Origin of the sequence: Burkholderia sp. AU44665, from assembly GCF_030504405.1 — a bacterium.
Taxonomy (GTDB): Bacteria; Pseudomonadota; Gammaproteobacteria; order Burkholderiales; family Burkholderiaceae; genus Burkholderia; species Burkholderia semiarida.
On the sequence record NZ_JAUJRI010000013.1, the window covers coordinates 57,372 to 70,616 of the forward strand.

Sequence of the window (13,245 nt, forward strand, 5' to 3'; positions counted from 1 at the left end):
CGCCGGTTGGAATGCGCTGATCCCGTTTACGCAACATGCGTGCCAAACGGAACGGGAGCATGTCGATCGCGGCCGGCGCGCGTGCGCACCGTGCGGTGTTCACGCAAGCAACACGACGGGTGTACCGATTCTGAACACCGCGGTTGCGCAGCGCTGCGGCCGGTGTTCGGAATTTCCACAGTGCGCGGCCGGGCGCTGCACGCGGAGAACGCCGCGTCGCGTGGCATGTCGCTTGCGTGCGCGTGACGGATCCACACGCCACGGCGCTCGCGCCGACCGACACCATGAACGATCGCGGCCCCCTGACCGACGACGCCATCGCGTTCATCCGCGAGCAGGCTTTCCTGATCGTCGCGACCGCCGACGCGGCCGGCAACGGCGACTGTTCGTATCGCGGCCGCCAGCCGCGCGCCGACGGTTCGTTCACGCCGCTCGTCGATATCCCGGACCGCCGCACGCTGGTGCTGCCCGACTTCGCGGGCAACAACCTGCTCAACACGATCGGCAACCTGCTGGTGAATCCGGCCATCGCGTTGCTGTTCGTCGATTTCGTGCGCCAGACGACTTGGCTCGTGCAGGGCCGCGCGACGCTCGACGAGGATCCGCGACGCCACGCGGACCTGTGGCCGGATGCGCTGCGCTGTCTGGTGATCGAAGTGGAATGCGCGCAGGCACGAACGGATGCGGACTTGCCGCCGCTCGTGCTGGCGTGATGCGCGGCGGGTGACACGCCCGCCGACGGAGGACCATGCGGGTACGGCGGCTGCGTCGACCGGTGTGCTGATGTGCTGATGCGCCGATGGGCCGATGGGCCGACCCGCCGAATCACCGCGCTGCAACGCTCAACGCCCATGCGTCTCCGCACCGGCCGGCGCGACGCGGCCGCGCGCCGACGCCTCGGCATGCGCGCGGGCGTCCGCATCGTCGCCCGCTTCGTCGGCAACCGGCCGCCCGCCGAGGAACCCGAACACCACCACCGCGCACAGCACCGTGACGACGGCCAGCCCGGTCAGCAGCCGGTCGAACGCGTGCGCGTAGCTCGCGATCAACGCCGCACGGCCGACACCCGGCAACGCGGCAGCCGCGCCCGCGAGATCGCCGGTCGCAAGCCGCGCGGCGGCGCGCAGCGTCGCGTCCGGCGCGCCGACAGCTCCTGCCGCCTGCGCGAGGCCCGTTTCGGCGAGCGCGGCCAGCACCGCGCCGACGATCGCCAGCGCGATTCCCTCGCCGGCCACGCGCGTCGTGCTGAAAATGCCCGTCGCCATCCCCGCGCGCTCCTTCGGCACGACGCTCACCGACAGCCCGTCCATCAGCCCCCACGGCATGCCGGCGCCGACGCCGATCGCGAGCATCGGCGCGATCGCCGCCGGCCCCGCGCCGCCGCGCAGCGCGATGCCGAGCCACACGAGCCCGCCCGCCGCGACCAGCAGCCCGAGCCCCGAAATCACGCCGGCCGACAGCCAGCGCGTGAGCGTCGCCGCGACGAGCGGCACGAACAGCATCGGCGCGGAGATCGCGAGCATCAGCCAGCCGGCGTCGATCTCGCTGAAGCCGTCGATGCCGATGAAGCGCAGCGGCAGCACGACGAGCAGCACGATGTAGCAGCAGCAGGTCGACACCGGCAGAACCTGCACGCCGACGAAGCGCGCGATGCGAAACAGCGACAGGTCGAGCATCGGCCGCGCGACGCGCGTCTCGATCGTCACGAACGCGCACGCGCCGAGCGCCGCGCCGGCCAGCAACGCGATCACGAGCGGGCTCGACCAGCCGCGCGCGGGCGCTTCGATCACGCCGAACGTGAACAGCGTCAGCGCGGCCGTGAATGCGGCCGTGCCGGGCCAGTCGAGCCCCGTCGCGTGCGGGTCGCGCGACTCGTGCATGCGCGGCAGCCCGAACGCGAGCGACAGCACGCCGGCCACCGCGCTCGTCACGAAGATCGCGCGCCAGCCGTAATGCCCGATCAGCCCGCCGGCGAGCACGGGCCCGAACGCGAGCCCGATCCCGAAGGTCGTGCCGAGCAGGCTGAACGCACGCGTGCGCGCCGCGCCGTCGAATTCCTGCGCGAGCGCGGCCGTGCCGCCGGCCAGCGCCGCCGCCGCCGCGAGCCCTTGCGCAGCGCGCAGCAAATCAACGGCGAGCATCGACGGCGCGAACGCGAGCGCGACCGACATCAGCGTGAAGCCGCCGACGCCGATCGCGAACAGGCGCTTGCGGCCGAACTGGTCGGCCAGCGCGCCCGACGCCATCAGGAAGCTGCCGAACGCGAGCATGAACGCGTTGGTGATCCAGTTCATCGCGACCGGGCTGCCGTGCAGGTCGCGGCCGATCGCCGGCGTCGCGACCGCGCCGCCGGAAAACGACAGCGGCAGCGCGACGGCGGCCATGCAGACGGCGGCCAGCACCCATGCGCGCCGGCGCGCGGCCAGGGCTGCAGCAGTGGAAACAGGGTGATCCATCATCGCTCCTCGAAAAGCCGGCGCGGATGCGCCATCAGAGCGACAGAAGATAAATCGGATTCAATCCGCGAAAAACCACGCGAAGCTCCGTATATAACGGACTAAAATTCCGCAATTGACCCGCTGGCGTGCGTCGCCGCACGCCCTTCGATTCGATGGAAAACCTCACCGGCATCGTCGCGTTCGTCCGCACCGCCGAAGCGCTGAGCTTCGTCGCGGCCGGCCGCACGCTCGGCATCTCGGCATCCGCGGTCGGCAAGACGATCGCGAAGCTCGAGCAGTCGCTCGGCGTGCGCCTGTTCAACCGCACGACGCGACGCGTGACGCTCACCGACGAGGGACGGCATTTCTACGAGCGCTGCCAGCGGATCCTCGAGGATTTCCGCGACGCGGAGGCGACCGTGACGGCGTCCGCGCAGCGCCCGCGCGGCAAGCTGCGCGTGAGCCTGCCGGTGATCGGCTACCGCTTCCTGCTGCCGGTGCTGCCCGAATTCCGGCGGCGTTATCCGGACGTCGAGCTCGATCTCGATTTCAACGACCGAATGGTCGACGTGGTCGAAGGCGGCTTCGACGCGGTGATCCGCAGCGGCCCGCTGTCCGATTCGAGCCTGATGTCGCGGCGGCTCGGCCCGTTCGCGTTCGTGCTGTGCGCGACGCCCGCGTATCTCGCACAGGCCGGCACGCCGCGCACGCCGCGCGAGCTCGAAGCGCACGACTGCGTGCGCTACTGTTTCCCGACCACCGGCAAGCTGCAGGACTGGGCGCTCGCGGCCGACGACGGCACGCCGCTCGCACTGCGCACCGCGATGACCTGCAACAACATGGAGGCGCTGCGCGGCGCCGTGCTCGCGGGGCTTGGCATCGGCTACATGCCCGACTTCCTCGCGCGCGACGCGCTCGAACAGGGCGCGCTCGTCACCGTGCTCGACGACTACCGGATCGCGCCGGGGCAGTTCTCGATCGTGTGGCCGTCGAGCCGGCAGTTGTCGCCGAAGCTGCGCGTGTTCGTCGATTTCCTGTGCGAGCGGCTGTTCAGGTAGTCGCCCCGATCCGCTCCGCCTGCGCTGACGGCAGCAGCGCGTCGCTGTCGTCCTTCAGCCCGACGCCCGTCAGCCCGAGCCTGCGCGCATGCGTCATCAGGTAATGCAGCTTGTGCGCGGCGGCCGCGTGCGGCAGCCCTTCGGGCCGCACGTTCGAGATGCAGTTGCGCAGCGCGTCGTGACAGCCGACCTTCGGCGCCCACGTCAGATACACGCCGAGGCTGTCCGGCGAGCTGAGCCCCGGCCGTTCGCCGATCAGCACCGCGACCACCTTCGCGCGCAGCAGCTCGCCGATCTCGTCGCCGAGCGCGACGCGCGCCTGCGTCGCGACCACCACCGGGCCGATCCGCCAGCCGTCCGCGTCGAGCCGCGGCCGCACGGCCTGCAACAGCGGCAGCGCCTGCTTCGCGGCCGCGAACGCCGACAGCCCGTCGCCGACCACGAACACGACGTCGGGCGCCTCGTCGAGCGCCGCGCCGTAGCCGGCCAGCAGCCCGCGGCTGTCGTCCGACAGCTTGCGGCCGAGATCGGGCCGGCGCAGGTAGTGGTCGCGATCGGGCGCGGCGCTCTGCACGCGCAGCGTCGGCAGCAGGCCGGCCGCCTCGATCTCGCGCCGCAGCGCATCCGCGTCGAGCGGCTGGTGCACCGCGTCGCGCGCCTGCGCATGCGACAGGTTGAAGGCCAGCAGCGGCGCGGTCGGCAGGCTGTTGCCCGCACGGCCGAGCGCGATCCGCGCGTTCGTGAACGACTTCAGTTGCGCCCACGGATTCTTCTCGACGGCGTCGCTCATGCGGAAATCCCCATCCAGTCGTTCGCGCCCGCGAGCAGCGGCACGCGTGCCGACGCCGCGCGCAGCGCGCCGTGCGCGTCGGCGATCTCCATCGTCTCCAGCCATTCCTCGAATTCGGGCGCGCGGCGCAGGCCGAGCACCTCGCGCACGTAGAGCTGGTCGTGGAACGACGTGCTCTGGTAGTTCAGCATCACGTCGTCCGCGCCCGGAATCCCCATGATGAAGTTGATGCCGGCCGCGCCCAGCAGCGTCAGCAGCGTGTCCATGTCGTCCTGGTCGGCTTCCGCGTGGTTCGTATAGCAGATGTCGCAGCCCATCGGCACGCCGAGCAGCTTGCCGCAGAAGTGATCCTCGAGTCCCGCGCGAATGATCTGCTTGCCGTCGTACAGGTATTCGGGCCCGATGAAGCCGACCACCGTGTTCACGAGGAACGGCTCGAACTTGCGCGCGACCGCATACGCGCGCACTTCGCAGGTCTGCTGGTCGACGCCGAAATGCGCGTTCGCCGACAGCGCGCTGCCCTGTCCCGTCTCGAAGTACATCAGATTGTTGCCGACCGTGCCGCGCTTCAGCGCCAGCGCGGCCTCACGCGCCTCGCCGAGCAGCGCGAGCGAGATCCCGAAGCTCGCGTTCGCCTTCTCGGTGCCCGCGATCGACTGGAACACGAGATCGACCGGCGCGCCCTTCTCGATCGCCGCGATCGTGTTGGTCACGTGCGTGAGCACGCACGACTGCGTCGGCACGCCGTAGCGTTCGCGAAAACCGTCGATCATCGCGAGCAGCTTCACGATCGCCGCGAGGCTGTCGGTGGCCGGGTTGATGCCGATCATCGCATCGCCGCAGCCGTACATCAGCCCGTCGAGCATCGACGCGGCGATGCCCTTCACGTCGTCGGTCGGGTGGTTCGGCTGCAGCCGCACCGACATCCGGCCGGCGAGCCCGACCGTGTTGCGAAAGCGCGTGACCACGCGGCGCTTCCTCGCGGCCGCGATCAGGTCCTGGTTGCGCATCAGCTTCGACACGGCCGCGACCATCTCCGGCGTGAGGCCCGGCGCGATCCGCTCGAGCGCCGCGCCGTCGGCCGCGGGCGACAGCAGCCAGTTGCGGAAATCGCCGACGGTGAGGTGCGAGATCTCCGCGAACGCCTGCGCGTCGTGATCGTCGACGATCAGGCGCGTGACCTCGTCGTCTTCATACGGGATCACCGCTTCGTTCAGGAACGCCTTCAGCGGCACGCCCGCGAGCGCGATCTTCGCGGCGACGCGCTCCTCCTCGCTCACCGCCGCGACGCCGGCGAGCTGATCGCCGGAACGCAGCGGGCTCGCCTTCGCGAGCAGCGTCTTCAGGTCCGCGAAGCGGTACGTGCGCGGACCGATCGTCTCCGTATAGGACATCGTTCGAATCTCCTTGCCAAAAGCCGACGGCGCGCCCGTTCGACGGGGCGCGCCGGATGCCGTCAGGAACGGCCTTTCACGTTCACCGTCGTCATCCTGCTCACTCCTCCAGCAACGCGTCGCCGGGGGCGCTCGCGCGCTGCGAACGGGTCGCGAGGAAGTACGCGTAGCCGACCGCGAGGAAGCCGACGAACACCAGCGCGACCAGCCCGTTGAAATACACCATCGTACCGAGGCAGATGAGCGCCGCCAGGATCGCGAACGCCGGGAAGATCGGGTACAGCGGCGCGCGGAACGGCCGCGCCATGTTCGGCTGCGAGCGGCGCAGCTTGAACAGCGCCGCCATGCTGACGATATACATCACGATCGCGCCGAACACCGACATCGTCACGATGTTCGCGGTGAGCGTCTGCCCGCCGAACTGGATCAGCTCGTCGCTGTAGATCGCGGCGATCCCGACCACGCCGCCGGCGAGGATCGCGCGATGCGGCGTCTTGAAGCGCGGATGCACCTTCCCGAGCCATTCGGGCAGATAGCCTTCGCGGGCCAGCGCGAAGATCTGGCGCGAATAGCCGAGGATGATCCCGTGGAACGACGCGACGAGCCCGAACAGCCCGAGCCACACCAGCATGTGCATCCAGCCGCTGTTCGCGCCGACGATGTACTTCATCGCCTGCGGCAGCGGGTCGTTGATGTTCGCGAGCTTGGTCCAGTCGCCCGCGCCGCCGGCGAACACCATCACGCCGATCGCGAGCGCCACGAGGGTCAGAATCCCGGCCACGTACGCGATCGGAATCGAGCGCTTCGGGTTCTTCGCTTCCTCGGCGGCCATCGCGACGCCCTCGATCGCGAGGAAGAACCAGATCGCGAACGGAATCGCCGCGAACATCCCGTGGAACGCGCCCAGGCTGAAATGGTCTGCGCCCGACCAGCCGCCCTTCGTGAAATTGCTCCACGCGAAGCCCGGCGACACGACGCCCATGAACACCAGCAGCTCGAAGATCGCGAGCAGCGTGACGACGAGCTCGAAGGTCGCCGCGATCTGCACGCCGACGATGTTCAGCGCCATGAATACGAGATACGCGCCCATCGCCGCGTGTTTCGGTTCGAGCCCCGGAAACTGCACGTGCAGGTACGCGCCGATCGCGAGCGCGATCGCGGGCGGCGCGAACACGAACTCGACGAGCGTCGCCGCGCCGGCCAGATAGCCGCCGGTCGGGCCGAACGCGCGGCGCGCATACGCGAACGGGCCGCCCGCGTGCGGGATCGACGTCGTCAGCTCGGTGAAACTGAAGATGAAGGTGGTGTACATCGCCGCGACGAACAGCGCGGTGATCACGAAACCCAGCGTGCCCGCGCTCGCCCAGCCGTAGCTCCAGCCGAAGTATTCGCCGGAAATCACGAGGCCGACCGCGATGCCCCACAGTTGCCAGGTCCCGAGCGTCTGCTGCAGCGCGGGCTGGCCGGCGGACTTGGCGCCGGCGGCGGGCCGGCCATTCGACTCTGCTTTCATCGGACTCTCTCCTCAAGGGCGCCGGGCCTGCGGGCCCGCGCGACTGAGAATCGATGCTAGAGAGTCATTAAACGACGTGTTATCGAAATTCGGCAAAGATCGCGGCTGACATTTCGCTTGCGGAAATGCTCGGTGAAACGCCAGCCGCACGGGTTGCCGAAGGCTTGCGGAAACGCCGGCCGCGCGGGCTGGAACGCCGGTCCGGCCCGTCCGATGCGGGCCGGATCGCGCGTGCTTACTGGCCGCCGCCGCGCTGGTTGAACCACCGATCGAGCAGCTTGCCGGCCGCTTCCCGGCCGCCGAGGCCGAACGACAGCGCAACGGCCACCGCGATCGCGCCGAGCACGAGGCCGAACGCGAGCTGGACGATTTCGTTCGCGATGCCCATCGCGCGCAGCCCCATCGCGAACACGAGGCCGAGGATCGCGAACTGCGCGATGCGCGCGAACAGCACGCTGTGCTCGCGGTCGGCCTGCTCGATCACGCGGCGCGCGAGGCCGGCGAGCCATACGCCGATCACGAGGATCACGCCGCCCATCAGCACGTGGCCGCCGAATTCGATGAACAGCGTGACGACGTCGCGCACCTGCGTGAAGCCGAGCCGGTTCGCGGCTTCGACCGACGCGAACAGCATCGCGAAGAACACGATCAGCCGCGCGACCAGCACCGACGGCTGCAGGATGCCCGAGAACACGCGCTCGACGCCGAGCACGGCCGGCAGCCCGTCGACGCCGGCGGCTTCCAGCAGCTTCTGCGCGAGCGACGCGACGAAGCGCGCGAAGTAGAACGTGACCAGCACGATCACGATCGCCGCGACGATGTCCGGCACCGCGCCGAGGAACTGGTTCAGCATGTTGGTGGCGGGGATCGAGATCGCGTCGATCTTCAGCGCGTCGAGCGCGGAGATCAGCGTCGGCACGAACACGAACACGTAGACGATCGTGCCGACCAGGCTCGACACGCGCACGGGCGTCGGGCTGTCGATTCCTTGCGTGAGGCGGTCGCCGCCGGCGGCGACCAGCAGGTTCGTCACGAGGCCGCGCAGCACGCGCGCGACGACCCAGCCGACGAAGCCGATCACCGCGGCCGCGAAAAGGTTCGGCACGATCGCGAGCAGCTTGTCGACCATGCCCTGCACCGGCGACAGCAGGCCCGACAGCGCGAACGACGCGAGGATCGCCGGCAGGAACATCAGGATCACGAGCCAGAACAGCACGTCGCCGAGATAGCCGCTCATCGGCTGCATGCCGGCGCTTTCGGACAGCGTGGCGTCGACCTTGCTCGCCTTCAGCGCGCGGTTCGCGAGGCTGCGCAGCAGCGACGCGATCAGCCACGCGATCAGCGTCAGCGCCGCGCCGCCGATCAGGTTCGGCAGGTAGTTGACGATGTGCGTGACGAGCAGCGAGAACGGATTGGATACCGCGTACAGGTTGAGCACGTTGAAGATGCCCACCGCGGTGACGAGCAGCACGAGCCAGAACAGGCCGCCGGCGATGATGCGTTCGACGCACGCGCCCTGGCCGGTGCTGTCGGTGATCCGCTGATCGACCTTCAGCGCGTTGAGCAGCCGGAGCGCGCCGGCCCGCACCGCGACGGCGATCAGCCAGCCGATCACCAGGATGCCGATCGCGCCGGCGATCTTCGGCAGGTATCCGCCTAGCGTGGTCTGCAGCGACGTGATGAAGCTGGAAGCATCCATTTCTTCTTCTCCCGAAAAACGTGGCGTTGCGATTGAACATCGACGAACTACCTGCGTACTTCGAAATGCGTGCTGCCCCGTCCGAGCAACTTACCCGAGAAAAATGACGCGTTCATCCGATTTCACCGTCTTTAACTTTAGTCATAGATCGCGGAGGGACAAGACCCCATTTCGTTGAAATAAAAAGGGGACGGAATTCGGACGACTACGCATTTCCGCAAGATTTGTCCATTCGGCCCGTGCTACCGTGGCGTCGGTTCCAGCCCGGACACGCCGATGCCCCCAGCCGACACGAAAACCGATCCGCCCGCGTGGGCTCGCTACGCGGCCAGCGTGGCGCGTGTTCACGCATACATCGGCGCGCATCTCGACGGCCCGCTCGACCTGAACCGGCTCGCCGAAGTCGCGTGCCTGTCGCCGTATCACTGGCAGCGCGTCTACCGCGCGCTGTACGGCGAATCGATCGTGCTGACGGTGCGGCGGATGCGGATCGTGCGGGCGTCCGAGGATCTGGTCTGCACCGCGCGGCCGCTCGACGAGATCGCGCGGCGCGCGGGCTACGGGTCGACGCACGCGTTCGCGCGGGCGTTTCGCGACGCGTACGGCGTGTTGCCGGCGGAGCATCGCCGCACGGGCACACACCGGCCGATTTATCCACTACAGCGAGGAGAGGAAGACATGTTCAAGCATGAAGTCGAGATCCGGCGTCTGCCGGAACTGCGCGGCTACGCGGTGGCGCACACCGGCGCGTACCTGAAGGTGGGCGACGCGTTCGGCCGGATCGGCGCGTGGGCCGGGCAGCACGGGCTGATCGGCCCGGGCGCGAAGATGATCGGGATTTTCTACGACGATCCGGACACGACGCCCGAAGCACAGTTGCGCGCGAAAGCGTGCATCATGCCGGCCGACGGCGTGCCGGACGTCGCGCCCGTGCCGCCGGTCGAGCGTGCGACGATCGCAGGCGGCGAATACGCGGTGCTGCTGCATACCGGGCCGTATGCGGACCTGAAGACGGCCTACCAGTGGCTCTACGGCGACTGGCTGCGTCACTCGGGCCGCGAAGCCGCCGACGCGCCGCCGTTCGAGCTGTACCTCAATACGCCGATGGACACGGCGCCGGCCGACCTGCGCACCGAGATTCGTCTGCCGTTGCGCTGACTAAACGGTGCGTCGTCGAGCCGTATCCTGACGGACCGCGACGATATTGCCGGCGCGAGCATGCCCGGGACGACATCGGGCATGCCGGTGCGCCGGCCGTCGAACGAAGCGTGCCGGCCTGTGCTCATGCACAGCCGGCACGAACACGCGGATATCTTCAAGCCGCCTGCGTTCCGCAGCCGGGACAGAACCGCGCGTCGGCCGCCAGCGCCGCGTGACAGCGGCTGCAGGCCTTGCCGCGTTGCGCCGCGCCGCACTGCGCGCAAAAGCGTGCATCGGCCGCGTTGAGTGCGCCGCAGCCCGCGCACGCGAGCTGGCTCAGCGCCAGATTGCCGCCCTGGCCACCGTTGCCCACATCGGCCGGCGCCTGCCAGCCCCAGCCGTGGCGATCGCGGCCGCGCGCATCGTGGCCGCCGTTTCCGCCCTGGCGCGGCCCGCCATGATGCCCGCCGCCGTGACCGCCGTGGCCGCTATTGCCGTGCCCGCTGCCATGGCCGCCGAAGATCCGTTTCAGAAAACTCATCGCCCGCTCCTCAACGCTTGGCCGGTGCGCCGCCGAACGCCCCGGAGGACGACAGCAGCCGCAAGCCGTTGGCCACGACGATCAGGCTTGCGCCCGCGTCCGCGAAGACCGCCATCCACATCGTGCCGAGCCCCGCGACGGTGAGCCCGAGAAACACGACCTTCACGCCGAGCGCGAAGCCGATGTTCTGCACCAGCACGCGGTGCGTCGCGCGCGACAGCCGCACGAAGGCGGGAATCTTGCGCAGGTCGTCGTCCATCAGCGCGACGTCGGCCGTCTCGATCGCCGTGTCGGTGCCCATCGCGCCCATCGCGAAGCCGATGTCGGCGCGCGCGAGCGCCGGCGCATCGTTGATCCCGTCGCCGACCATCCCGACCGCGCCCGCGCCGCCCGCGGACAGTTCCTCGACCGCCGCGAGCTTGTCTTCCGGCAACTGGTTGCCGCGCGCGTCGTCGATGCCGGCCTGCTGCGCGATCGCCTGCGCGGTATGCGGGTTGTCGCCCGTCAGCATCGCGGTACGGATGCCGAGCGCATGCAGATCGGCGATCGCGGCGCGGCTCGTGTCCTTGATCGTGTCGGCCACCGCGAAGATACCGAGCACGCGCGTTTCGTCGACCAGCACGACGACACTCTTGCCCTGCCGCTCCAGCGCGTCGAGCTTCGTCTCGAGTGCCGCCGAGCAGCGCTCGAGCTCCTCGACGAGCCGGTGATTGCCGAGCCAATAGCGCGCGCCGTCGATCGTGCCGCGCACGCCGCGCCCGACAATCGCTTCGAAGTCCTGCACGTCGGCGAATGCCGTCGTGCCGGCGTCGCGCGCCGCGGCGGCAATCGCCTGCGACACCGGGTGATCGGAGCGCGCGGCGAGGCTCGCGCCGAGGTGCCGCACGCGCGCCGCATCGGCATCGTCCGCATGCACGTCGAAGTCGGTCTGCACCGGCTTGCCGTGCGTGATCGTGCCGGTCTTGTCGAGCGCGAGCCACGCGAGCTTGCGCCCTTCCTCCAGATAGACGCCGCCCTTCACGAGAATTCCGCGCCGCGCCGCGGCCGCGAGCCCCGACACGATCGTCACCGGCGTCGAGATCACCAGCGCGCACGGGCACGCGATCACGAGCAGCACCAGCGCGCGGTAGATCCAGTCGTGCCACGCGCCGCCCATCACGAGCGGCGGCGCCACCGCGACCAGCAGCGCGACCGCGAACACGATCGGCGTGTAGACGCGCGCGAACTGGTCGACGAAGCGCTGCGTCGGCGCCTTCGCGCCCTGCGCTTCCTCGACCGCGTGGATGATCCGCGCGAGCGTCGAGTGGGCCGCGACGGCCGTCACGCGGTATTCGAACGAACCGGATTCGTTGATCGTGCCCGCGTACACGGCATCGCCGCTCGCCTTTTCGACGGGCAGGCTCTCGCCGGTGATCGGCGCCTGGTTGACCGTCGAGCGGCCCGCGACGACTTCGCCGTCCAGCCCGATCCGCTCGCCCGGCTTCACGCGCACGACGGCGCCAAGCGCGACCTGCGCGGCCTCGATCGTGCGCCACGAGCCGTCGGCCTGCTGCACGGTCGCGGTGTCCGGCGCGAGCTGCATCAACCCCTGGATCGCATTGCGCGCGCGGTCGAGCGACTTCGCCTCGATCAGCTCGGCGATCGTGAACAGCACCATCACCATCGCGGCTTCCGGCCACTGGCCGATCGCCATCGCGCCCGTCACCGCGATGCTCATCAGCGCGTTGATGTTCAGGTTGCCGTTGCGGATCGCGATCCAGCCCTTCTTGTACGTGGTGAGCCCGCACGCGAGCACCGCGGCGAGCGCGAGCGCCGCCGACAGCCGCACCGGCAGCCCGGCCCAGGTCGCGCCTTCGGACGCGATCGCGGCGACGCCGGCGAGCGCCAGCGGCCACCACGGCTTCGCCGGCGGCGGCGCGGTGGGCGCCGACGGCGCATCGGCCGTCGCGGCCTCCGGCGTCATCCCGAGCGTGCGGATCGCGCCTTCGATCGCCGGCTGCGCGCCGGGCACGTGCTCGACGGTCAGCATCCGCTGCATCAGGTTGAATTCGAGCGCCGACACTTCACTCATCCCGCCGAGCTTCTTGCGGATCAGCGTTTCCTCGGTCGGGCAGTCCATCTGCATGATCCGGAACGCAGAGCGCACGTGGCCCGACGCGGTCGCCTGCGCGACCGGCAGCGGCGCGAGCGTCAGCGCGGCCGGCGCGCAGCAGTCGCCGGCAGCGTGGTCGTGGCCGCGGCCGCGGTCGTGGCCGTGGCCGTGGCCGTGGCCGTGGCCGTGGCCGTGGCCGTGGCCGTGGCCGTGGCCGTGGCCGACATGGTCATGCGCGGCGTGGTCGTGCGAACACGTGGCGCCATGCTCGTGCGTATCGTCACGCGCCTCGTCGTGATCGTGGTCATGACCCGCGTCGCCGTGTGCGGCGTGATCGTGCCCGTGGTCGTGGCCATGATCGTGATCGCGGTCATGGCCGTGCGCGCGCGCGCCGGCCGCCGGCACCGCATCGGCCACGGCCGCCGTCTGCGTGTCGCGCGCATCGGCGCAGCACGCATCGGCGCCGCCGGCATGACGGTGTCGTGGGTCGGGGGTGCGCTTGGCGTCGGTCATGACAACCTCCTTTGTGGCTTGACGGTGTAGAGTTAACACCCTGAAGCCACTACAAGGTCAACCCTTG

At 69.7% G+C, this 13,245-nt stretch carries 10 protein-coding genes; 3 read left to right on the forward strand and 7 right to left on the reverse strand.

All coding sequences use genetic code 11. The features are described from left to right. Nucleotides 1–284 precede the first annotated feature (284 nt). Entirely contained in the window at nucleotides 285–713 is a 429-nt protein-coding gene (locus QZM15_RS23650; RefSeq protein WP_302107353.1) for a pyridoxamine 5'-phosphate oxidase family protein, read from the forward strand. Between the two features lie 129 nt (nucleotides 714–842). Here QZM15_RS23650 and QZM15_RS23655 read toward each other — a convergent pair whose 3' ends face one another. Next, a complete protein-coding gene (locus QZM15_RS23655) occupies nucleotides 843–2,456 on the reverse strand; it encodes an MFS transporter (RefSeq protein ID WP_302107354.1) in 1,614 nt (537 codons plus the stop codon). A gap of 155 nt (nucleotides 2,457–2,611) precedes the next feature. Between QZM15_RS23655 and QZM15_RS23660 the strand changes: the two genes are divergently transcribed. After that, on the forward strand, nucleotides 2,612–3,496 hold the full coding sequence (locus QZM15_RS23660; protein ID WP_302107355.1) for a LysR family transcriptional regulator: 885 nt from the start codon (nucleotides 2,612–2,614) through the stop codon (nucleotides 3,494–3,496). Here the strand turns inward: QZM15_RS23660 and eutC are convergent. The 4 genes from eutC to QZM15_RS23680 form a co-directional block, all read right to left on the reverse strand. Next, nucleotides 3,489–4,286: an ethanolamine ammonia-lyase subunit EutC gene (eutC, locus tag QZM15_RS23665; protein ID WP_059638465.1), complete on the reverse strand. Its 798-nt coding sequence runs from the start codon at nucleotides 4,284–4,286 to the stop codon at nucleotides 3,489–3,491. The genes QZM15_RS23660 and eutC overlap by 8 nt on opposite strands. Then, nucleotides 4,283–5,680: an ethanolamine ammonia-lyase subunit EutB gene (locus tag QZM15_RS23670; protein ID WP_302107356.1), complete on the reverse strand. Its 1,398-nt coding sequence runs from the start codon at nucleotides 5,678–5,680 to the stop codon at nucleotides 4,283–4,285. Before QZM15_RS23670 ends, eutC begins: the two co-directional genes overlap by 4 nt. 100 nt (nucleotides 5,681–5,780) lie before the next feature. Beyond that, nucleotides 5,781–7,193 carry an ethanolamine permease gene (gene eat, locus QZM15_RS23675; protein ID WP_302107357.1) on the reverse strand — a complete coding sequence of 471 codons (1,413 nt, stop codon included), beginning with the start codon at nucleotides 7,191–7,193 and terminating at the stop codon, nucleotides 5,781–5,783. Nucleotides 7,194–7,428: 235 nt separating this feature from the next. Continuing rightward, nucleotides 7,429–8,892: a mechanosensitive ion channel gene (locus QZM15_RS23680; protein WP_302107358.1), complete on the reverse strand. Its 1,464-nt coding sequence runs from the start codon at nucleotides 8,890–8,892 to the stop codon at nucleotides 7,429–7,431. Between the two features lie 276 nt (nucleotides 8,893–9,168). On the opposite strand from QZM15_RS23680, the gene QZM15_RS23685 reads away from it, so the two are divergent. Continuing rightward, nucleotides 9,169–10,050 (forward strand): GyrI-like domain-containing protein, encoded by an 882-nt coding sequence (locus tag QZM15_RS23685; protein WP_302107359.1) that lies wholly within the window; start codon nucleotides 9,169–9,171, stop codon nucleotides 10,048–10,050. 157 nt (nucleotides 10,051–10,207) lie between these two features. Here QZM15_RS23685 and QZM15_RS23690 read toward each other — a convergent pair whose 3' ends face one another. Then, nucleotides 10,208–10,573, reverse strand: a complete 366-nt coding sequence (locus QZM15_RS23690; protein ID WP_302107360.1) for a zinc ribbon domain-containing protein — start codon at nucleotides 10,571–10,573, stop codon at nucleotides 10,208–10,210. A gap of 10 nt (nucleotides 10,574–10,583) precedes the next feature. Next, nucleotides 10,584–13,178, reverse strand: a complete 2,595-nt coding sequence (locus tag QZM15_RS23695; RefSeq protein ID WP_302107361.1) for a heavy metal translocating P-type ATPase — start codon at nucleotides 13,176–13,178, stop codon at nucleotides 10,584–10,586. Between the last annotated feature and the right edge of the window lie 67 nt (nucleotides 13,179–13,245).

What these genes read in the sequence shown, in the direction of transcription:
- QZM15_RS23650 (WP_302107353.1), top strand. Translation starts at nt 285, where the DNA reads ATGAACGATCGCGGCCCCCTGACCGACGACGCCATCGCGTTCATCCGC.
- QZM15_RS23695 (WP_302107361.1), bottom strand. Translation starts at nt 13,178, where the DNA reads ATGACCGACGCCAAGCGCACCCCCGACCCACGACACCGTCATGCCGGC.
- QZM15_RS23685 (WP_302107359.1), top strand. Translation starts at nt 9,169, where the DNA reads ATGCCCCCAGCCGACACGAAAACCGATCCGCCCGCGTGGGCTCGCTAC.
- QZM15_RS23680 (WP_302107358.1), bottom strand. Translation starts at nt 8,892, where the DNA reads ATGGATGCTTCCAGCTTCATCACGTCGCTGCAGACCACGCTAGGCGGA.
- QZM15_RS23655 (WP_302107354.1), bottom strand. Translation starts at nt 2,456, where the DNA reads ATGGATCACCCTGTTTCCACTGCTGCAGCCCTGGCCGCGCGCCGGCGC.
- QZM15_RS23690 (WP_302107360.1), bottom strand. Translation starts at nt 10,573, where the DNA reads ATGAGTTTTCTGAAACGGATCTTCGGCGGCCATGGCAGCGGGCACGGC.
- eat (WP_302107357.1), bottom strand. Translation starts at nt 7,193, where the DNA reads ATGAAAGCAGAGTCGAATGGCCGGCCCGCCGCCGGCGCCAAGTCCGCC.
- QZM15_RS23670 (WP_302107356.1), bottom strand. Translation starts at nt 5,680, where the DNA reads ATGTCCTATACGGAGACGATCGGTCCGCGCACGTACCGCTTCGCGGAC.
- QZM15_RS23660 (WP_302107355.1), top strand. Translation starts at nt 2,612, where the DNA reads ATGGAAAACCTCACCGGCATCGTCGCGTTCGTCCGCACCGCCGAAGCG.
- eutC (WP_059638465.1), bottom strand. Translation starts at nt 4,286, where the DNA reads ATGAGCGACGCCGTCGAGAAGAATCCGTGGGCGCAACTGAAGTCGTTC.